Genomic DNA, 20,235 nt, shown 5'->3' with positions numbered 1-20,235 from the left:
TTTGCCGTGACCCGGACGACCCCATGCCCTCTCCGCTGATGCCCGCCCGCCTCACTGTCGCCGTGCTGCTCTCGCTGGTGCTCGCCGGCTGCGCCACCTCGCCGCCCTCGCTGCCCGAGCCGCTGCGTGCGCCCCTGCCCGCGCCGGAAGCCTCGACCGAGGCGCCCGCCGAGGACGCCGCCGGCTCGCGCATCAGCGAAGGCCCGCGCGCCGAAGCCCCGCCCGCCCGCGTGCTCGATGCGCGCCGCAGCCCGGTGGCCCCGGGCGGTGCCCCGGTGGCGCTCGCCATCGATGGCGCGAACCTGACGGCGTTCATCGACGAGGTGTTCGCCAACCAGCTCGGCTTCTCGATCGAGGTGGAGCAGGCGGTGCGCGACAAGCCCGACCTCGTCAGCCTGCGCCTCGTCGACCCCGAGCCGCCGAACCGCCTCTACGCCATCGCCGAGGAGGTGCTGAAGCGCTATGGCGTGGCCGTGGTGCCGGAGCAGGGCCGGCTGCGCTTCACCGCCGAGGCTGGCGCCGTGGTGGACACGCCGCAGCTGCTCACCGGCCGCGCCTTGCCCGAGGTGCCGGCGGGGCAGCGCCCGATCTTCGTGTTCATGCCGCTTGATGTGGCCAATCCCGCGCGCATCAGCGCGCAGGTGCGCACGCTGTTCGGACGGGTCGAGGGGCTGCAAGTGACGGAGCTCGACGACAACAACGCCCTGCTGCTCAGCGGCCCGCCGGCGCTGGTGAATTCGGCGATGGAGGCCGTGCAACTGCTCGATCGCACGGGCCTGCGCGAGAAGCGTTCGCTGCGCATCACGCCGCTGTACCTGAGCGTCGACGTGCTGGCCAAGGAGCTGCGCGAACTGCTGGTGGGGCAGGGCTTCACCTTTCGCGGCACCGACGGCACCGGCGGCGTGCTGACCCTCGTGCCCGTGGCTTCGGCCAACGCCCTCGTGGTGTTCAGCGAATCCGATGCCGCGCTCGAGGCCGTGGCGCAGTGGGCCGAGACCCTCGACCAGCCCGCCGACGACGGCGGCACGCAGGCGGGCGCCTACATCTACCAGGTGCGCCACACCACGGCGGAAAGCCTGCGCACGACGATGGAAGCGCTGATTGGCGGCACGCCTTCCGCCGGGGCAGCGGGCGGCACGGGCTCGGCCGAGGCCTCGGGCTCTCGCGGCTTGCAGGGCGGTGGCGGAATCGACGGCGGCAGCAGCGCCACCGCCGGTAACCGCAGCGCGCCGCAAGCCACGGTGAGCGTGGCGCCGGACGGCAGCCGCATCGTCGTCGACCCGCAGCGCAACGCCATCATCTTCCAGGGCGAGGCCAGCCGCTGGCGCACCCTGCAGAGCGTGCTCGCGCGCCTCGACCAGCCGGCGCGCCAGGTGCTGGTGGAAGTGACGGTGGCCGAAGTGACGCTCACCGACGAGTTCTCGCACGGCGTGGAATGGGCCCTGCGCGAGGCCGGCATCAGCGACTTCGGCGGCAGCTTGAGCGCTTACGGCGGCAGCGTGGCGAACCGCGGCGTGGTGTGGCGCCCGATCTCGTCGAGCGGGCAAGTGCGCGCGGTGATGAACCTGTTCCAGAACAGCACCCGGGTGAACATCCTCTCCACGCCGCGCCTGATGGTGCGCAGCGGCGAGAGCGCGAGCATCGACGTGGGCACCGAGGTGCCCATCCTCACCAGCCAGGCGACGGCGCCCGACCTCGGCGGCGTGACCCCGTCGATCCTGCAGCAGGTGCAGTACCGCAAGACCGGCGTGCTGCTGGAGATCCAGCCGGTCGTGCACTCCAGCCAGCGCGTCGACCTGACCGTGAGCCAGGAGGTCAGCGAGGCCCAGCAGACGGAATCCAGCTCGATCTCGTCGCCTAGCATCTTTTCGCGCCGGCTGCAAACCGCCATGAGCGTCTCGGACGGCGAAGCGACGCTGATGGGCGGCCTGATCTCGAACACCACGACGACCGGCGGCTCGGAGATCCCCGGGCTGGGGCGTATTCCGGTGGTGGGCGAGCTGTTCCGCAGCCGCAGCCGCACCGGCAACCGCACCGAGCTGATGGTGCTGATCACGCCCTACGTCATCGAGGACGCCGCCCAGGCGCGGCAGATCACCGAGGCGCTGCGGTCGCGTCTGGGCGAGATCCCGCGCTGATTCTGTCTCGCTGCGCGTGGCGCTAAGTGGCTGAGAGGGAAGAGTTTTTCAAATGTGTGACGGTTGCGGCTAACAATTTCTCCACAATCGTTGACGCCCTGAAAAGCCGCGTACTACTATCGGCCGGCGTTTGGGGACTGCGTGGTGCTCTTGCATGCGCAGAAGGTGGGTGCCAAAACCGGGATCTCTCTGTCATAGTGAGGCCCGGCGGCAACTTTCCTCCCGTGCCGGCGCCGGCATGATGCATGCAGGCGCTAGGTGGTGCCCGGACGTTGTGCTGTTCTGATGCGTCAAAACCCTAAGCTTAGGAGTAACAACGTAATGACCCTCAACAAGAAGATTCTCGCCGCAGCGATCGTCGGTGGCCTGTTTGCCACGGCCGCCCAGGCGCAGGTCAACCTCAGTGCCAGCACGCCGGCTCCCCGCGTGCTCGCGAACGAAGTGAACTTCACCGACGGCGAACTCGCTCTCGCTGCGGATGCCGACTTCAACCTGCGTTTTGAGACTGGGTACGCCTTCTCGGACCAGGAAGTGCGTTATGCCCGTATCGAGTGCTCGGACAACATCGAGTTCACTGCCACGGACGCGAACATCACCGGCACCAACCTCTCGCCGGGCAACGTGAACGGCAATGGCACGAACATCATCCGCTTCTCGCTGACGGCTTCCGGTGCGGTGGCTGACGACACCGAAGTGACCATCGCGGGCACGCGCACGCTGACTTCGCGTGACACCGTTTCGTGCACCTACAGCCTCTACGACCTGCCGTCGCAGGCCGCTGCTGGTGGTACCGCTGGCCGCATTGCTTCGGTGTCTGGCACTTACTTCACGTTCTCTGACAGCTACCGCTACGCCAACCTCACGAACACCTCGACCGCCAACGTTGAGGCCTCGCCGTCGTTCGCTGGCTTCGTGCAGCCGGCAGTGGGCTCTGGCCCGCAGAATACGGCGACGGCCCGGATCGGCCAGGTCCGCTTCAACCTGAACGCGGCTCACTCGGCCACGATCGTGACGCCGTTCGCCAACGACGGTGATCTGATCACGCTCGCCGAGATCCTCGGCGCCGACACCGCGCACCGTATCGACGGCGACTTCTCGGCCGCCGCGAACTCGAACGGGACCTTCACCGGCACCGCCCTGACTCGCGTCTTCATTGCCTCGGCCCAGGATTGCACCGGCACGATCACGAACGCCAACACCCTGACGGGCAGCTCGGCTACGTTCGTGACGGGCGACGCTGCGGTCAACGGTTTCCTGTGCTTCACCCCGCGCGCGGGCGTCGCTGTCCCGGTTTCGGATTACACGATTACGCTTGTTCCTCAGAGCGAAACGGGTTACACGGCTTCGGGCGAAGGCCCGTCGGCTGTCGGCAGCATCGTGCGCAACGGCACCTCGCTGCAGGCCCAGTTCGCCCAGGTTCCGGCCGGCTGGACCAGCCGCATCGTGCTGACGAACACCGGCTCGGTGGCCCGTCCGTACACGATCACCGCGCAGACGGAAGCCGGCGTCACGGCGACCCTCGGCACGGCGGCCACGGGCACCGTCCCGGCGAACGGCACGATCGTGCTGAACACCGCTGACATCGCGACCTTCACCGGCCAGCCGCGCGGCACGCTGAACATCTCGGTGGCTGCTCCGACGACCCAGATCCAGGGTCTGTACCAGATCGTCAACGGCGCCACCGGTTCGATCGCCAACACGGCGCTCGTCCGTCCGGGCACCAACTAATCCTCACGGGTTAGTCGCAGCACCCGAAAGGCCCGCGCAAGCGGGCCTTTCTTTTTTCGTTCCGCGCCGCTTTTGTTGCCTGTCATCCAAGAAGAGGCCCGCGTTGCGGGCCTCTTTGCTGCCGTCCGCGGAGGCCGTGATCGACGACTCGCGAGGCCCGGCGGCGGCGGGGCTCAGCGCCGCTGCACCGCCCCGAGCCGCTGGTGCAGCCCTTCGACCGCCGTGCAGAACGCTTCGGCGAACACCTCGGGTTTGGCGAAAGCCGCGTCGCCGACGCGCTTGCGGAGCCCCCGGCGCAGTTTCCGCAGTTCGGCCATCGAGCGCGTGGCGTCCACGGCTTTGGCCACGTAGTCATCGACGTCCGTCGCCAGCCAATCCTCGAGGCCGAGGGCGCCGAGGATCATGGCGCCCTGCCGCGCCCACATGCCCTGGCCGGGCAGGCTCAGGACGGGTACCCCCATCCACAGGGCGTCCAGCGTGGACATGCCGCCGTTGAACGGGAAGGGGTCCAGGGCGACGTCGACGCGGTGGAAAGCGGTGTAGTACTCCGCGCGACGGGTGTAGCCCTCGAGCAGCAGGCGCTCCACGCCGATGCCCCGCTGCGCGAAGGCGTCGGTGATCGCCTTGCGCGCCGCCCCGTGGTCGAACTGGCGGCCTTTCATCAGCAGCCGGCTTTCCGGGGCGGCCGCGAGGATGCGCGCCCAGGCGCCGATGACGCGCGGGTTGAGCTTGGCGATGGTGTTGAAGCAGCCGAAGGTGAACGGCGCATCGGCGGCATACGGCAGCTCCGAGACGGGCGGGGCATCGTTCGGCGCGGTGAACGGAAGGCGTGGTATCGGCAGGCGGAGCAGCGGCTCGACGTATTCGCCGTCCGAGCCGGGCGGGCTGGAGACCGCATCCGTGATCACGGCATCGATGGTCGCGAGACCGGTGCTGTCGCCGTAGCCCAGCCAGCTGAGCTGGGTGGGCGCGGGCTTCAGCGCGAAGACGCCGAGGCGGTGATGCCCGGTGTGGCCGGAGAGATCGATCAACACGTCGATGCGGTCCTCGCGCACCCGGTGGGCAGCGGCCACGTCGTCGATGCCGCTGATGTCCACCCAGCGGTCCACGTGGCCCTGGAGCCGAGCGGGCATCGGGTCGCCGGGCAGGCCGGGACGAGCGCTGTACGCCGCCAGCCACCACCCGCGGGTGCGCAGGGCGGGCAGCAGGCCCTCCAGCAGCAGGCCGACCGGGTGGTGGCGCAGGTCGCCCGAGACGAGGCCCACGCGCAGCGGCCCCGGTTCGCGGGCCGGAGCGGGCGGCAGGGGCGGAAAGGCGGCCGCCAAGGCCTCGCCGTAGCGCCGGTGCAGGTTGGCGAGCTCGTCGCGAGCCACCTCGGGGAGGTACTGCATGGCCAGCAACAGGTTGCTGAAGATGCCCGGCGTCAGGCCGGGGCGTTGCAGGCACTCGCGCAGCACATCGACGGCGCCGCGGGCGAAGCCGAGGTCAAGCAGCGTGGCCCCGAGGTTGTTGCGGGCGTCCACCCAGTCCGGGTTCGCGCGAACGGCGGCGTCGAAGCAGGCCGCGGCGTTCTCGAGGCGACCGAGGGCATGGTAGGCGATGCCGAGGTTGTAGCGCGCCATCCGCTCGTGCGGCGCGGCGTGCTCAAGGAAGGGCAGAGCCTCGTCGGCGCGACCCGTATCCGTGAGGATCGCGCCGAGGATGCTGGCCGCACGGAACTCGCCCGGTGATTCGGCCAGGACCTGCCGGCACAAGGACTCCACGGTGGCGAGGTCGCCACGCCGAAGGGCCTCGAGGGCATGCGCAAGTCGGGGGGGGAGAGGGGCGGTGTGTCGTTCCATCGGGCACGTCCGTGCGTTTTCGAGGCCCATAGTGTCCAATGCGGGGCCGGCCCAAGGCCACCTTTGTTCACGTGATGACCGAGCCGCGACGCGCCGACACCCTGCCCGCCCTCGACGGCCTGCGCGGGTTCGCCGTCGGCGTGGTGCTGCTGTCGCACCTCGCCAACGCCGGCCTGCCGGTGCTGCCGGGCCTGAGCCTGTCGGGCACCGGCAAGAGCGGCGTCTATCTGTTCTTCGTGCTCAGCGCCTTCCTGCTCACGCGCCTGCTGTTGCTGCGGCCGGCGGCCGACTGGCGGCGCGGCGCGACGTGGGCCGATTACGCGCTGCGTCGCGTGCTGCGCATCTGGCCGCTGTACCTCGTGGTGTTGCTGGCGAGCGCGGCGCTGACCGTCGCCGGCATGGCCCCGTGGTGGCCCTACCCGATGGACGGTGAGCGCCTTTGGCGACACCTGCTGCTGCAGGAGGGCGCCAGCGTGCTGTGGAGCATCCCGGTGGAGTTCCACTACTACCTCTGGCTGCCGCTGGTCGCGGCGGCCCTGGCCGGCGCGCAGCGCGCCGGCGGGCGTTGGCTGGCCTCCACCCTGGCGGTGTGCGCTTCGGTCGCGGCCATGCAGCTGTGGCCGCCCGAGGCCTCGGCGGTGAACGACGTTCGCCTCGGGCCTTACCTCGTGCTGTTCTTCGCCGGGGGGCTGGCGGCGGTGCTGTCCCTGCATGGCGGTGCCGACAGCGACCGCAGCGTGCGCGGCTTCGGCCTGCTGGGCGTCGCCGCGCTGCTGGCCATCGTGGCCACGGTGCCGGCGGTGGCGGCGCTCTCCGGCCTCGTGGCCTTCCAGCCCGACCTCAACCACCGCTGGTTCGCCTTCTTCGCCGTGGCGTGGTCGGCCCTGCTGCTGGCCGTGGTGCACGGCCCGGCCTGGCTGCGCCGGCCCTTCGAGTGGCCGCTGCTGCGCTGGCTGGGCTGGGTGAGTTTCAGCGCCTACCTGTGGCACATGCCGGTGCTCGCTGCCGTGACGGGCCCGATGGGCCTCGCCGGCGCGCCGGCCCTGGCGGTGTTCGCCGTGCTCACCGCGTCGGTGTCGTGGGCCTCGTGGCGGCTGTTCGAGCGGCCGCTGCAGCGCGTGCGGTGGCCGCTGCACCGCTGAGGGGTGGCCAAGGCCGGCTGGTACAATCCGCCACCCTTTCGAGCCCCCTTTGCCATGCCCGTCCACCAGAGCGTCCTCGAACTCGTCGGCAAGACGCCCATCGTCAAGGCCCGCAAGCTCGACACCGGTCTTTGCGAGCTGTACCTCAAGCTGGAGTGCATGAATCCCGGCGGCTCCATCAAGGACCGCATCGGCGTGACGATGATCGAGGCCGCCGAGAAGGCCGGGAAGATCCAGCCCGGCGCCACCCTCGTCGAGGGCACGGCGGGCAACACCGGCATCGGCCTGGCGCTCGCCGCGCAGCAGAAGGGCTACCGCCTCGTGCTGGTGGTGCCCGACAAGATGAGCCGCGAGAAGATCTTCAACCTCAAGGCCATGGGCGCCGAGGTGATCCTGACGCGCTCCGACGTCGCCAAAGGCCACCCGGACTACTACCAGGACCTCGCCGCGCGCATCGCCGCGGAGACGCCGGGCGCGTACTTCATCAACCAGTTCGGCAACCCGGACAACCCGCTCACGCACGAGACGGTGACCGGCCCGGAGATCTGGGAGCAGATGCAGGACGCCGGCGGGATGGACGCCATCGTCTTCGGCTGCGGCAGCTCCGGCACCATGACCGGCCTGTCGCGCTTCTTCGCCAAGGCCGCGCCGCACGTCGAGCTGGTGCTGGCCGACCCGGTGGGTTCGATCCTCACCAAGTACATCAACGAGGGCATCCTCGACACCAAGTCGGGCAGCTGGCTGGTGGAGGGCATCGGCGAGGACTTCCTGCCGGACATCTCGGACTTCACCCGCGTCAAGAAGGCCTACGCCGTCAGCGACCGCGACAGCATGCTCGCCGGCCGCGAGCTGCTGGCGAAGGAGGGCGTGCTGGGCGGGTCGTCGTCGGGCACGCTGCTGGCCGCGGCGCTGCGCTACTGCCGCGAGCAGACCACGCCGAAGAAGGTGGTGGTGTTCGTCTGCGACACGGGCAACAAGTACCTGTCGAAGATGTACAACGACTACTGGATGCTCGACCAGGGCTTCCTCGACCGCCCGCAGCACGGCGACCTGCGCGACCTGATCCTGCGCCCCTACGCGGCGCGCGACACCATCGTGGTCAGCCCGAACGACCTGCTGACCGTCGCCTACCAGCGCATGAAGCTGTACGACGTCTCGCAGCTGCCGGTGATCGAGAACGAGCGGATCGTCGGCATCCTCGACGAAAGCGACGTGCTGATGCACGTGCACGCCGACGAGGCGCGCTTCCGCGACCCGGTGTCCACGGCGATGGTCACCAAGCTCGAGCTGGTCGACATGCGCTCGCCGATCAACAGCCTGATGGGCGTGTTCGAGCGCGGCCACGTGGCCATCGTGATGGACGGGCCGAAGTTCCTCGGCCTGATCACCCGCATCGATTTCCTGAACTACCTGCGCCGCAAGGTGCCCTGAGGGCGCGCGGCGCGCGCCCCACGCGAGGATTGCCATGAGCGACAAACCCTACGGCTTCGGCACGAAAGCCATCCACGCCGGCCAGAGCCCGGACCCGAGCACGGGCGCGGTGATGGTGCCGATCTACGCCACCTCGACCTACGTGCAGGAGAGCCCGGGCGTCCACCAGGGCTACGAGTATTCGCGCAGCCACAACCCGACGCGCTTCGCCTACGAGCGCTGCGTGGCCGCCCTCGAGGGCGGCAGGAACGGCTACGCCTTCGCCTCCGGCCTCGCGGCCACGTCGACCATCTTGGAGCTGCTGGACTCCGGCAGCCACGTGGTGGCGATGGACGACGTGTACGGCGGCACCTACCGCCTGTTCGAGCGCGTGCGCCGGCGCAGCGCCGGCCTCGACTTCTCGTGGGTCGACCTGTCCGACCTCGAGGCGTTCGAGGCGGCGATCCGCCCGAACACGCGGATGGTGTGGATCGAGACGCCGACCAACCCGACGCTGAAGCTGGTCGACATCGCCGCGGTGGCCGAGCGCGCGAAGAAGCGCGGCCTGATCGTCGTCGTCGACAACACTTTCTGCTCGCCGGCGCTGCAGCGCCCGATCGAACTCGGCGCCGACATCGTCATGCACTCGGCGACCAAGTACATCAACGGCCACAGCGACATCGTCGGTGGCCTCGCCATCGTCGGCGAGCGCACCGACCTCGCCGAGCAGATGACCTTCCTGCAGAACGCCGTCGGCGGCGTGCAGGGGCCGTTCGACAGCTTCCTGGCACTCCGCGGCCTGAAGACCCTGCACCTGCGCATGAAGGCGCACTGCGAGAACGCGCAGGCCATCGCCGAGTTCCTCGAGCGCCACCCGGCGGTGGAGCGCGTGGCCTACCCGGGCCTGAAGGCGCACCCGCAGTACGCGCTGGCGCAGCGGCAGATGAAGGGCCCGGGCGGCATGGTCAGCGTGTGGCTGAAGGGCGGCTTCGCCGCGGCCAAGCGCTTCATGGAGCGCACCGAGCTGTTCGCCTGCGCCGAGAGCCTGGGCGGCGTCGAGAGCCTCGCCAACCACCCGGCGGTGATGACCCATGCCTCGGTGCCCGAGGAGCGCCGCGCCAAGCTCGGGGTCACGGACAACCTCGTTCGTTTGAGCGTGGGCATCGAGGACCTCGTCGACCTGCGCGCCGAGCTGGAGCGGGCGCTCGGGTGAGCAGGGCTGCGGCCTCGCTGCTGCCCCTCGGGGCGCGGGAGCGTTCCCTCGCCTGGGAGCTCAGCAAGCGCGAGATCGCGGGGCGCTATCGCGGCGCCTCGTTCGGGGTGCTGTGGGCGCTGCTGCAGCCTTTCCTGATGCTCGGCGTGCTGACGCTGGCGTTCGGCGAAGTGCTGGGCTCGCGCTGGCCCGGTGCCGAAGGTACGGCGGGCTTTGCCATCCTCCTGTTCGTCGGCCTGATGGTGCATGGCGTGCTCGCCGAGTGCCTCGGCAAGGCGTCCACGCTGGTCACCGCGAATGCCAGCTACGTCAAGAAGGTGGTGTTCCCGGTGGAACTGCTGGCCTGGCCGGTGATGGCCTCCGCGCTGTTCCACTTCCTCGCGAATGCGCTGGTGCTGGCGGCCATGCTGGTGATCGTCGGCCGCACGCCGCCGCCCACCCTGCTGCTGCTGCCGGTCGTCCTGCTGCCGATGCTGCTGCTCTGCCTCGGCCTCGTCTGGGCGCTCGCGTCCTTGGGCGTCTACGTGCGCGACGTGCAGTACGTGGTGCCGCCGCTGGTCACCGCGATGATGTTCCTCTCGTCGGTCATCGTCCCGCCGGATGCCGTGCCCGAGGCCTGGCGCGTCGTGTTCGAGGGCAATCCGCTGACCCCCGTCGTCGATGCCGCGCGTGCCGTCGCTCTTGAGGGCGCGATGCCGGACTGGTCGGCGCTCGCCGTGCAGGGCGGGATCGGCCTCGTCGTGGCCGCGGTCGGGGCGGCGCTGTTCCTGCGCCTCCGCCGGGGGTTCGCCGATGTCCTCTGAGCCGGTGGTCCGAGCCCGCGGCCTCGGCAAGCGCTACGAGCGCTTTGCCAGCCCCTCGCGGCGCCTGTTCGCCCTGCTGGGCGGGCCGGGCCGGTCGCAGGCGCATTGGGCCCTGCGCGGCGTCGACCTCGAGGTGCGGCCCGGCGAGACCGTCGGCCTGCTGGGGCGCAACGGATCGGGCAAGTCCACCTTCCTGCAGATGGTCTGCGGCACGCTCGAGCCCACCGAGGGCAGCGTCGAGGTTCGCGGCCGCGTGGCCGCCCTGCTCGAGCTCGGGGCCGGTTTCAACCCGGAGTTCAGCGGTCGCGAGAACGTCTACCTCAACGCCTCGATGCTCGGCCTGAGCCGCGCCGAGACCGAGCGCCACTTCCAGGCCATCGTCGATTTCGCCGATATCGGCGACTACCTCGACGAGCCGGTGCGCACCTATTCGAGCGGCATGTTCGTGCGGCTGGCTTTCGCCGTGGCCGTCGCCGTGGAGCCCGACCTGCTCGTCGTGGACGAGGCGCTGGCCGTCGGCGACGAGGCCTTCCAGCGCAAGTGCTTCGCCCGCATCGAGCAGATGAAGGCGCGTGGCGCGGCGATCCTGTTCGTTTCGCATGCCACCGCGGCGGTGGTGCAGCTTTGCGATCGGGCCGTGTTGCTCGATGCCGGCGAGGTGCTCGCGGTGGGCGCGCCGAAGGCCGTGGTCGCGGCCTTCCAGAAGGTGCTTTACGGCGCGCCGGAGCGGCGCGCGGCCCTGCTGGCCGAGCTGCGCGCGGGGACGCTCGACGAGGGCCCGGCGGCGCCGGAGGCCGGGCAGGGCGCCCCGGCGGCCAGCGCCCGCTTCGATCCCGGCCTGCTGCCGGAAAGCACGGTGCACTACGAATCGCGCGGTGCCCGCATCGAGTCCCCCGGGCTGGTGGACGCCGAAGGCCAGCCAGTGAACGTGCTCGCCCCCGGCGAGTGCTACCGCTATCGTTTCCGCGTCCATTTCGACCAGGCCGCCCGCTTCGTGCATTTCGGCATGCTGATCAAGTCCACCAGCGGCGTGGAGCTCTGCGGCGTCGACTCGCACGGCCACGGCGAGGGCATCGAGGCGGTGCCGGCGGGCAGCGTGGTCGACGTCGCTTTCCCCTTCCGGGCCGCACTGCTGCCCGGCACGTATTTCCTCAATGCCGGCTGCGTGGGCTGGGTGGACGGCGAGGGGGAGACCTACCTGCATCGCATCGTCGATGCACTGGCCTTCCGCATCGAAGCCACGGCCTCGCCGACGCGACGCTCGGGCTTCTTCGACCTCGCGCTCGAGCCGGCCTGCGAATTCGCCATTGGAGCGGCCCCATGAACACGACGGAACGTCCCACCACCCTCGTGGTGCTGGGCATGCATCGCAGCGGCACGTCGGCGGTGGCGGGCGCGCTCGTCGCGCGCGGTGCCGACGCTGGCGACGCCCTGCTGCCTTCGACCTCGGACAACGCCAACGGCTACTTCGAGGACGCGCGCCTGGTCGCCGCCAGCGACGCATTGCTGGCCTCGGCCGGCCTGGCCTGGGACGAACCCGGTCCACTGCCGCGCCCACTGGGGGCGCCAGCCGCGCAGGCGACGATGCGCGAGGTGTTCGGCGCACTGCGCGGGCGGTCGAAGCCCGCCGTCGTCAAGGACCCGCGCGCCTGCCGGCTCGTTCCGGAGTGGTCGCAGGCGATGGCGGAGGCCGGCCTGCGGCCCGCCTACCTGATCGTGCTGCGCGATCCGCGAGAGGTCGCGGCATCGCTCCGCGCCCGCGACGGCATGTCCGATTACCGCGCGGCGCAGCTGTGGCTGGAACACCTGCTGGAGGCCGAGCACGCCACCCGCGGCGCGTCCCGCGTCTTCATCGATTTCGCGGACCTTCTCAGCGCGCCGGACGCCACCCTCGACGCCGCGCTTGACGTGCTGGGGCTCGGCGACGTGCTGCGCCCGGACCCCGCGCGCGGCACCGGGGTCGAGGCCCGGCTGCGGCGGCAGCGCGCGGATGGTGGCGAAGCCGAAGCGGCCGTCGACCGCGTGTACGCGTTCGCCAAGCGTTGCCTCGGCACGGCGGGCGAGGGCGCGGCGGTCGCTGCGGCTTTCGATGCCTTCCGCGCCCGCTGGCGCGAGGACGCCGAGGGCGCACGCGCCGCATTGAGCGATGCCCGGGCGCGCGATGGTCGCAGCCGCGAGGACGCCCTGCGCCTGTTGCGCGAGGTGCGGGATGGGCTTGCCCTCACCGACGCGTGGGGCAGGCCGCCGCCGCGGGTGCCGATGCCGCGTCTCTACTGGCGGCCCCTCGATGCCGCGCATTCGGAGGACCGGTCCTGCGCCGCCCGTGCCCTGGCCGGGGGCGGCTTCGTCGCGACGGCCGGCGGCCCCGCGGGGCGCCTCGACCGCTTGCGCCTCGACCCGGACGATCGCGCCGGGGTGTTCGAGATCCGTGGATTGGCCGTGGGCGGCGTGCCGGTCGTGGACCTTGGGGCGGCGGTCCTCGCCTCGAATGGCGTCGTGCGGCCGACCGCCGAGGGCCTGGTGCTCGTGGCCATCGACGACGATCCGTGGATCGAGCTCGGCCTCGACGCGACGATGGCCGGGACGGGGCCGCTGGAGGTCGGATTCGAGCTGCACGCCCGGGGGTTGCCGGAACTGCTCTGGTCCTTGGTGGACCAGGAGGCGGTCGGCGCGGCGCGATTGCGCGCCCTCGAAGCCCGCGTCGAGGCCCTTGCCGTCGCGCAGGGCGCGTGGGCGCGCGAGGTCGGCGAGACACTGGCGCGTCTCTCGCGGCAGTCCACCGAAACGCTGGCCTGGACGCGACGCCGCACGTTCGGCTACTGGTGGCGCCGTTGGCGCGGCGAGACGGACGCGCCCGAGGGCACGCCGTGAGCCTCGTGCTGCAGCCCTTGGCCCATCTCGCGGCCGCTCCCGGCCAGCCGGGCGTGTGGGTCGCCGAGGGGGGCGACCCGCAGTTCCTGGTCGTCCGCCATGGCCAGCCCTTCGCCTGCGCCGGTGGCTGGTTCCGCCTGCGCGTCCGCCTCGTGGCGCGGGAGGGCGCCATCCTCGCGCCCTGCCTGTACCCCGACTACGGCGGCGGGATGACCGAGCTCGAACGCATCCCGTTGGGATCGCCCGACGTCGACGGCTGGATCGACGTGCTGGTGCGCTTCAAGTACGCGGTGCGCGCGCTGCGGCTCGACCCGACGGCCGTCGAGGCGACCTTCGAAGCCTCGGGTTTCCGCCTCCGCCGCCGCCATCGTCCCGCGGCCATGGCCGGGATGCTGCGCGACATCGCGCGCTCACCCTCGGGCGGTCGCCGGATGGCGTGGCGGCTGGCGATGGCGACCGTGCGCGATCTCGCCCGTGGCCGCGTGGGTGCCGCCGGAGAGCGCCTGCTTCGCGGGTATGCCTCGCTGCAGGCCGATGGGCAGGACGACTACACCGCCTGGTGCCGGCGCTTCGCCGCGCCGCTGCCGTCGGCCGACGCCGAGCGTCGCGTGGCGGCCCTGGGGGCGCGGCCGCCCATCGCCGTGCTGATGCCGGTCTACAACCCGCCGGAGCGCTGGCTGCGCCGGGCGATCGACAGCGTGCGCGCGCAGTCGTACCCGCACTGGCAGCTGTGCATCGCCGACGATGCTTCGCCGGCGCCGCACGTGGCCCAGGTGCTGGCCGAGGCCGCGGCGTCGGACCCGCGCATCCGCGTGGTCCGCCGCGAGGCCAACGGGCACATCTCGGAGGCGTCGAACAGCGCGCTCGCCTTGGTCGATGCCGAGTTCGTGGCCCTGCTCGACCACGACGACGAGTTGCACCCGGATGCCCTGCTGCACATCGCCGAGGCGATCGCCCGCCATCCGTCGGCGGGCGTGCTGTACTCCGACGAAGACAAGATCGACGAGAACGGTCGTCGCTACGAGCCCTACTTCAAGCCGAGCTTCGATCCCGACCTCCTGCTCGGGCAGAACTGCGTGTCCCACCTCGGCGTCTACCGCACCGCGCTGATGCGCGAGGTTGGTGGATTCCGCCGGGGCTTCGAGGGCTCGCAGGACTGGGACTTGGCCCTGCGCTGCATCGAGCGCTGCGGCGCCGGGAACGTCGTCCACGTGCCCCACGTGCTCTACCACTGGCGTTCGATCGAAGGCTCGACCGCGCTGGCGGTCTCCGAGAAGTCGTACGTGGTCGACGCCGGCCGCCGGGCGGTGGCCGACCACCTCGCGCGCGCGGGCATCGCGGCCGAGGTGCAGGTGCTCGCGGGCGGCCACCTCGCCGTGCGCCGCCCGCTGCCGTCGCCCGCGCCGCGGGTGAGCCTCGTCATCCCGACCCGCGATCGCGTCGACCTGCTGCGCCAGTGCGTGGACAGCGTGCTGCGGCGTTCGACCTATCCCGACTTCGAGCTCCTCGTCGTCGACAACCACAGCGTCGAGCCCGAGACGCTGGCGTACTTCGAGGCGCTGGCCGCCGAGCCCCGCGTGACGGTGCTGCGCTACCCGCATCCGTTCAACTACTCGGCGATCAACAACTTCGCCGTGCGCCATGCCAGCGGCGACGTGCTTTGCCTGTTGAACAACGACATCGAGGTGATCACGCCCGGCTGGCTCGAGGAGATGGTGGCCCAGGCGCTGCGGCCCGGCATCGGTGCGGTCGGCGCGATGCTCTACTACCCCGACGACAGCATCCAGCACGCCGGCGTGCTGCTCGGCTTTTCGGGCGTGGCTGGCCATCTCTACGCCGGCTGGCCGCGCGGCACGGGGGGGCACATGGGCCGGGCGCGGCTGGTGCAGCGCCTGAGCGCGGTCACCGCGGCCTGCCTCGTCGTGCGCCGCGCGCTGTGGGACGAGGTCGGCGGCCTCGACGAGCAGCTCGGCGTGGCGTTCAACGACATCGATTTCTGCCTCCGCCTCGACGCGAAAGGGCACGCGAACCTTTGGACGCCGCATGCCGAGCTCTACCACCACGAGTCGGCCTCGCGGGGCAAAGAGGACACGCCGGAAAAGCAGGCGCGATTCAAGGCCGAGGTCGACTTCATGCTGCAGCGCTGGGGGGCGCGCCTTGCCGACGACCGCGCTTACAACCCCAACCTCTGTCTGACCTCGACGCCCTTCGCGCTCGCCGCGCCGCCGCGCGCGCCGCGGTAGGCGGCGGCACTCGCGGGCCTAGCCCGAACGTCCAGTCCGCGGGCGTCCTCGGCGAGAGGCCGCGCCGGTATCATGGCCCCCACCGTTTCGACAGGTCGATTGCATGACGCCCCCGAATCCGGCGCAGGCCCCGCGCCGAAGCAAACTCTACGGTTCCGCCGCCGAGGCCCTTGCCGGCCTCGTCGCCGACGGCCAGACCCTCGCGGTCGGCGGCTTCGGCCTCTGTGGCATCCCCGAAGCGCTGATCGCCGCGCTGCGCGATTCGGGCGCCAAGAACCTCACCGCGATCTCCAACAACGCCGGCGTCGATGGTTTCGGCCTCGGCCAGCTGCTGGCCACGCGGCAGATCCGCAAGATGATTTCCAGCTATGTCGGCGAGAACAAGGAATTCGAGCGGCAGTTCCTCGCCGGTGAACTCGAGCTCGAGTTCAATCCGCAGGGCACGCTGGCCGAGCGCCTGCGCGCCGGCGGCGCCGGCATCCCGGCGTTCTACGTACGCACCGGCTACGGCACGGTCGTGGCGGAAGGCAAGGAAACGCGGCAGTTCGGCGAGCACTGGTACGTGATGGAGACCGCGCTGCACGCCGACGTCTCGCTGGTGAAGGCGTGGAAGGCCGACGCGGCGGGCAACCTCGTGTTCCGCAAGACCTCGCGCAACTTCAATCCGGCCTGCGCGATGGCGGGCAAGGTCTGCGTGGCCGAAGTGGAGGAACTGGTCGAGGTCGGGGCGATCGATCCGGACCACGTGCACCTGCCGGGCATCTACGTCGACCGCATCGTGGTGAACGCCGAACCTGAGAAGCGCATCGAGCAGCGCACGATCCGCGAAGGAGTGAAGTGACATGCCCTGGACCCGCGACGAGATGGCGCAGCGCGCCGCCCGCGAACTCACCGACGGCGCCTACGTGAACCTCGGCATCGGCCTGCCGACCCTGGTGGCCAACCACATCCCCGAGGGCATGGACGTGTGGCTGCAGAGCGAGAACGGCCTGCTCGGCATCGGCCCGTTCCCCACCGAATCGGAAGTCGACGCCGACCTGATCAACGCCGGCAAGCAGACGGTGACCGCGCGCGCCGGTGCCAGCTTCTTCGGCAGCCACGACAGCTTCGCGATGATCCGCGGCGGCCACATCGACCTCGCCATCCTCGGCGCCATGCAGGTCACCGACCAGGGCGACCTCGCCAACTGGATGGTGCCCGGCAAGATGGTGAAGGGCATGGGCGGCGCGATGGACCTCGTGGCCGGGGTCAAGCGCGTCGTCGTGCTGATGGAGCACACGGCCAAGGGCGGCGAGCACAAGATCCTGCCCGCCTGCACGCTCCCACTGACGGGCGTGGGCGTGGTCAACCGCGTCATCACCGAACTGGGCGTGTTCGATGTCGGCCCGCAGGGCCTCCGCGTGGTCGAGCTGGCGCCGGGCGTCGAACGCGACGAGGTCGCCGCGAAGACGGGCGTGCCGCTGAACGCTTGACGGCGGGCGCATCGCGGAGGCGCTTGGGCGACCGCCCGGGCGATAGACTGCCGGGATGAATGGATTCTTCCGCTCGGCCTTGCGCGCGCTCGCGACGCTCGGCGTCCTGCTGTCGTCCCCGGCGGCCGTCGCCGCGCCCCATGCCGTCGATGAGCTCGTGCTCGAGGCGTCGGGCAGCACGCTTCGCGGTGCCGGCTGGTTCGCGCCCGCGGACCCCGCCCGACCGCTGGCCGCGATCGAACTGGTGGACGCGGGCGTTGCGCGCCGTGTGGCCATCGAGACCGTGCGCCGGCCCGACGTGGTCGTGGCGCTGGGCCGGCCCGATCTCCTCGAGTCGGGGTGGCGTTTCGAACGTGCTGTCGAGGGCCCGGTACCGACTGGGCCAATGATCCTTCGTTTCCTCGACCCCTCGGGCGCGGTCTTGGCGACATCGGCGCCCATGCCGATCGTCCGCGAGCGGGCGGTGCCCGGCGCCGCGCGCCACCGGCTGTTCGTTGGCTCGGTCGCCCTCCTGCTGATGGGCGCCGTGGTCGTGTTCTGGCGACGTCGGCGCGTGCGGGCGTCCGCGGTCCCCGCGTCGGCAGCCGCCGACGACCGCTGCCGCCTGGCCGCCCTGTCCGCGGGCATCGTCCTCGCCGCGTCCCTTGTCCTCGCTGCGGTCGTTCCGCCGTTCCAGTCGCCGGACGAGTTCGACCACGTCGAACGCGCCTACGCCCTGTCGAAGGGCCGCCTGCTGCTCGACGCGGAGACGAGCCCGGTGTCCGGCCTCTGGGTCGATGACGGGCTGCTGGCCTACATGGCCCTGCATGAACACCTGCCGTTCGACGCGGGGCAGCGGCTTGCCGACGACGCCCGCCGTGCGGCGGTCGAACTCGGCTGGCGCGGCACGGAAACCTTCAGCGGGGCAGCGGGCACCGGCTATTACCTTCCGGTCATCTACCTGCCCCAGGCCGCCGCCCTGGCGATCGGCCGAACGTTGGGGGTCAGCGTCGACGCCTCGTACCGCGCCGCCCGCTTGGCGTCGGGTCTCGTCGCCTCCCTGCTGTTGTTCGCCGCGTTCCTGCGCTGGCGGCCGTCGATGGCCGCGATGGCCCTGCTGCTGCTGCCGATGACGCTGTTCCAGTGGGCGGGGGCGGGCATCGACGCCCTGTCCATCGGCGCGACGGCCTTGGCGCTTGCCCTGTGGCGTGAGCAGGAGGCGCGCGGTTCCGAGGCCAGCCTGCGGCGCATCGCCGTCGTGGGCGGCTTGCTCGTGGTAGTCGTTGGCTGCCGCTTCCACATGGCGCCGCTGCTGCTGGTGCCGCTGCTGATGGCCCGTCGCTTCACCCTGCGGCGGGTCGCCTTGGGGCTGGTGCCGCTTGCCATGATCGCGGCTTGGACGCTCCTGGCGCTGGCCACCACGCTGCATTCGAAAACCGCCGAGATGTCGGCGGGCGACAAGCTGCTGGCGTATGCCAACGACCCTTCCCGGCTGTTCGAGGTCGTCTGGACGACGGCGACGACGCCGCTCATCACCGACTTCTGGGGGCGCTCCTTCGTCGGCGTGCTGGGCTGGCTCGACACGGCGCTGCCACACCCCGTCTACGCCGCCTGGGGCGTGCTGCTCGCCCTCGCCGTGGCGTGGAGCCTCGCGGTCGCGGACTGGCGCCGGGCCCGCTGGACCCACGCGGCCGGTGGGCTGCTGGCGGTCGGGTCGGCCCTGCTCGTTCCCTTGCTTCTGCTGTTGATGTGGACGCCGTTCGAATCGCCGACCATCGACGGCGTGCAGGGTCGCTACTTCCTGCTGCCGGCGTTGGCTCTCGCGATGGCCATTCCCGCCCCACGCGAGGGCGACGGCGGGCGGTTCGCGGACGGCGTGGGCGTGGGCTTCACGATCCTCGTCACGCTCTATACCCTCGTCGCGACGCTGCCGGTGCTCGTCGCCCGCTACTACGGTTGAGTCAGTCCGATGGTTGTTTCCGCATCGCCGCGCGTCGCCGTGGTCATCCCGAGCTACCGGGTCACCCGCCATGTCCTCGGCGTGATCGAGCGCATCGGGCCTGAAGTCGCGCGCATCTACGTCGTCGACGATGCCTGCCCCGACGGCAGCGGCGACCACGTCGCGACGCACGGCACGGACCCGCGCGTCCGCGTGATCCGCCACGCCGAGAATGGCGGCGTCGGTGCCGCGGTCGTCACCGGCTATCGGGCGGCGATCGAGGAGGGCATGGACGTCGTGGTGAAGATCGATGGCGACGGCCAGATGGACCCGGCGCTGCTGCCGTCTTTCATCGATCCGATCCTGCGCGGCGAAGCCGACTACGCGAAGGGCAACCGCTTCTGGGACCTGCGGCACATCCGCCGCATGCCGCGGGTGCGGCGCTGGGGCAACCTCGGCCTGAGCTTCATGGCGAAGGCGAGCACCGGCTACTGGGACCTGTTCGACCCGACCAACGGCTACACGGCGCTGAGCGTGCCGGTCGCGGCCCTGCTGCCGCTCGACAGCCTGAGCCGGCGCTACTTCTTCGAGACCGACCTGCTGTTCCGCCTCGGCACCCTGCGCGCGGCCGTGGTCGACGTGCCGATGGATGCCTTCTACGGCGACGAGACCAGCCACCTCGACGTGCGCCGCGCGGTCTTCGAGTTCGGCGCGAAGCATCTGCGCAACTTCGGCAAGCGCGTGTCGTACAACTATTTCCTGCGCGACCTGTCCATCGCGTCGCTGGAGCTGGTGGCGGCGATCCTGCTGATCGGCTTCGCGATCGCCTTCGGGAGCTACCACTGGCTGTTGTCCATCCAGTCGGGAACCCCGGCGACCGTGGGCACCGTGATGCTGCCCGCGCTGGCGATGGTGAGCGGCCTGCAGTTCCTGCTCGCCTTCCTCGCCTACGACATCGGGACCATGCCGCGGCGGGCGCTGCATCCGCTGCTGTCCGCCTCGCGCCGTCGTCTCGAAACGCGGCGATGAGGGGGGCGGTGGAGCGCTGCGCGCGCTGGCTCCGGTCGGGCGAGGGCGGGCGGCAACTCTCGGGCTACGCCCTCGTCGGCGTGCTGCAACTGCTGGTCGATTGGGGCGCCTACGTCGGCCTCACCGCGCTCGGTGTGCCGACGTGGGTCGCCAACCCCGGCGCCCGCGCGATCGGCGCGATGTTCGGCTACGTGGGCAACGGCGCGTACACCTTCCGCCAACCGGAGGGGGCGCACCGGCTCGGCCGCGGCAGCCTGGCGCGCTTCGTGCTGCTCTGGCTCGTGCTCACCGCCGCCAGCACGGCCGCGCTGGCGTTGATCGACGGTCTCGGCGGCCTTGGTTGGGCCTGGGGGTTGAAGCCGGTGGTCGACCTCGGCCTCGCGGCCGTGGCCTTCGTCGCTTCGCGGCTCTGGGTGTATCGCTGAGG

15 protein-coding genes are annotated in these 20,235 nt (G+C 71.0%); 14 read left to right on the top strand and 1 reads right to left on the bottom strand.

Annotated elements, in window-relative coordinates; all coding sequences use genetic code 11:
- Positions 1-23: 23 nt before the first annotated feature.
- Positions 24-2,138, top strand: coding sequence for a secretin N-terminal domain-containing protein (locus ACYVAK_RS02085; RefSeq protein WP_461057491.1), 2,115 nt, complete (start codon positions 24-26; stop codon positions 2,136-2,138).
- Between the two features lie 321 nt (positions 2,139-2,459).
- Positions 2,460-3,866, top strand: coding sequence for a hypothetical protein (locus ACYVAK_RS02080; protein ID WP_461057489.1), 1,407 nt, complete (start codon positions 2,460-2,462; stop codon positions 3,864-3,866).
- A 173-nt stretch (positions 3,867-4,039) separates the two neighbouring features.
- Here the strand turns inward: ACYVAK_RS02080 and ACYVAK_RS02075 are convergent, their stop codons facing one another.
- Positions 4,040-5,707, bottom strand: a complete 1,668-nt coding sequence (locus ACYVAK_RS02075) for an O-linked N-acetylglucosamine transferase, SPINDLY family protein (RefSeq protein ID WP_461057487.1) — start codon at positions 5,705-5,707, stop codon at positions 4,040-4,042.
- 74 nt (positions 5,708-5,781) lie between these two features.
- On the opposite strand from ACYVAK_RS02075, the gene ACYVAK_RS02070 reads away from it, so the two are divergent.
- The 12 genes from ACYVAK_RS02070 (at position 5,782) to ACYVAK_RS02015 (ending at position 20,233) form a co-directional block, all read left to right on the top strand.
- Positions 5,782-6,849: an acyltransferase family protein gene (locus ACYVAK_RS02070; RefSeq protein ID WP_461057485.1), complete on the top strand. Its 1,068-nt coding sequence runs from the start codon at positions 5,782-5,784 to the stop codon at positions 6,847-6,849.
- A 54-nt stretch (positions 6,850-6,903) separates the two neighbouring features.
- A complete protein-coding gene (locus ACYVAK_RS02065) occupies positions 6,904-8,280 on the top strand; it encodes a pyridoxal-phosphate dependent enzyme (RefSeq protein ID WP_461057483.1) in 1,377 nt (458 codons plus the stop codon).
- A 34-nt stretch (positions 8,281-8,314) separates the two neighbouring features.
- Entirely contained in the window at positions 8,315-9,472 is a 1,158-nt protein-coding gene (locus ACYVAK_RS02060) for a cystathionine gamma-synthase (RefSeq protein WP_461057481.1), read from the top strand.
- On the top strand, positions 9,469-10,275 hold the full coding sequence (locus tag ACYVAK_RS02055) for an ABC transporter permease (protein ID WP_461057478.1): 807 nt from the start codon (positions 9,469-9,471) through the stop codon (positions 10,273-10,275). The genes ACYVAK_RS02060 and ACYVAK_RS02055 overlap by 4 nt, the downstream gene beginning before the upstream one ends.
- Positions 10,265-11,599, top strand: coding sequence for an ABC transporter ATP-binding protein (locus ACYVAK_RS02050; RefSeq protein WP_461057476.1), 1,335 nt, complete (start codon positions 10,265-10,267; stop codon positions 11,597-11,599). Before ACYVAK_RS02055 ends, ACYVAK_RS02050 begins: the two co-directional genes overlap by 11 nt.
- Positions 11,596-13,146, top strand: coding sequence for a sulfotransferase family protein (locus ACYVAK_RS02045; RefSeq protein ID WP_461057474.1), 1,551 nt, complete (start codon positions 11,596-11,598; stop codon positions 13,144-13,146). Before ACYVAK_RS02050 ends, ACYVAK_RS02045 begins: the two co-directional genes overlap by 4 nt.
- A complete protein-coding gene (locus ACYVAK_RS02040) occupies positions 13,143-15,389 on the top strand; it encodes a glycosyltransferase family 2 protein (RefSeq protein WP_461057472.1) in 2,247 nt (748 codons plus the stop codon). The genes ACYVAK_RS02045 and ACYVAK_RS02040 overlap by 4 nt, the downstream gene beginning before the upstream one ends.
- A gap of 103 nt (positions 15,390-15,492) precedes the next feature.
- Positions 15,493-16,230 carry a CoA transferase subunit A gene (locus tag ACYVAK_RS02035; RefSeq protein WP_461057470.1) on the top strand — a complete coding sequence of 246 codons (738 nt, stop codon included), beginning with the start codon at positions 15,493-15,495 and terminating at the stop codon, positions 16,228-16,230.
- Position 16,231: 1 nt separating this feature from the next.
- Positions 16,232-16,861 carry a CoA transferase subunit B gene (locus tag ACYVAK_RS02030; RefSeq protein WP_461057468.1) on the top strand — a complete coding sequence of 210 codons (630 nt, stop codon included), beginning with the start codon at positions 16,232-16,234 and terminating at the stop codon, positions 16,859-16,861.
- A gap of 55 nt (positions 16,862-16,916) precedes the next feature.
- Positions 16,917-18,800 carry a DUF2142 domain-containing protein gene (locus ACYVAK_RS02025; RefSeq protein ID WP_461057466.1) on the top strand — a complete coding sequence of 628 codons (1,884 nt, stop codon included), beginning with the start codon at positions 16,917-16,919 and terminating at the stop codon, positions 18,798-18,800.
- A gap of 9 nt (positions 18,801-18,809) precedes the next feature.
- Positions 18,810-19,808, top strand: a complete 999-nt coding sequence (locus tag ACYVAK_RS02020; RefSeq protein WP_461057464.1) for a glycosyltransferase family 2 protein — start codon at positions 18,810-18,812, stop codon at positions 19,806-19,808.
- Positions 19,805-20,233, top strand: coding sequence for a GtrA family protein (locus ACYVAK_RS02015; RefSeq protein ID WP_461057462.1), 429 nt, complete (start codon positions 19,805-19,807; stop codon positions 20,231-20,233). Before ACYVAK_RS02020 ends, ACYVAK_RS02015 begins: the two co-directional genes overlap by 4 nt.
- Positions 20,234-20,235: the final 2 nt, after the last annotated feature.

Source organism: Silanimonas algicola (genome assembly GCF_054777375.1).
Note: the sequence above shows the minus strand (reverse complement) of the source record. Positions and strands in the feature narration are given on the sequence as shown.

Coding starts and splice junctions, on each gene's coding strand:
- ACYVAK_RS02085 (WP_461057491.1), top strand. CDS start 24: ATGCCCTCTCCGCTGATGCCCGCCCGCCTCACTGTCGCCGTGCTGCTC.
- ACYVAK_RS02080 (WP_461057489.1), top strand. CDS start 2,460: ATGACCCTCAACAAGAAGATTCTCGCCGCAGCGATCGTCGGTGGCCTG.
- ACYVAK_RS02075 (WP_461057487.1), bottom strand. CDS start 5,707: ATGGAACGACACACCGCCCCTCTCCCCCCCCGACTTGCGCATGCCCTC.
- ACYVAK_RS02070 (WP_461057485.1), top strand. CDS start 5,782: ATGACCGAGCCGCGACGCGCCGACACCCTGCCCGCCCTCGACGGCCTG.
- ACYVAK_RS02065 (WP_461057483.1), top strand. CDS start 6,904: ATGCCCGTCCACCAGAGCGTCCTCGAACTCGTCGGCAAGACGCCCATC.
- ACYVAK_RS02060 (WP_461057481.1), top strand. CDS start 8,315: ATGAGCGACAAACCCTACGGCTTCGGCACGAAAGCCATCCACGCCGGC.
- ACYVAK_RS02050 (WP_461057476.1), top strand. CDS start 10,265: ATGTCCTCTGAGCCGGTGGTCCGAGCCCGCGGCCTCGGCAAGCGCTAC.
- ACYVAK_RS02045 (WP_461057474.1), top strand. CDS start 11,596: ATGAACACGACGGAACGTCCCACCACCCTCGTGGTGCTGGGCATGCAT.
- ACYVAK_RS02035 (WP_461057470.1), top strand. CDS start 15,493: ATGACGCCCCCGAATCCGGCGCAGGCCCCGCGCCGAAGCAAACTCTAC.
- ACYVAK_RS02030 (WP_461057468.1), top strand. CDS start 16,232: ATGCCCTGGACCCGCGACGAGATGGCGCAGCGCGCCGCCCGCGAACTC.
- ACYVAK_RS02025 (WP_461057466.1), top strand. CDS start 16,917: ATGAATGGATTCTTCCGCTCGGCCTTGCGCGCGCTCGCGACGCTCGGC.
- ACYVAK_RS02020 (WP_461057464.1), top strand. CDS start 18,810: ATGGTTGTTTCCGCATCGCCGCGCGTCGCCGTGGTCATCCCGAGCTAC.
- ACYVAK_RS02015 (WP_461057462.1), top strand. CDS start 19,805: ATGAGGGGGGCGGTGGAGCGCTGCGCGCGCTGGCTCCGGTCGGGCGAG.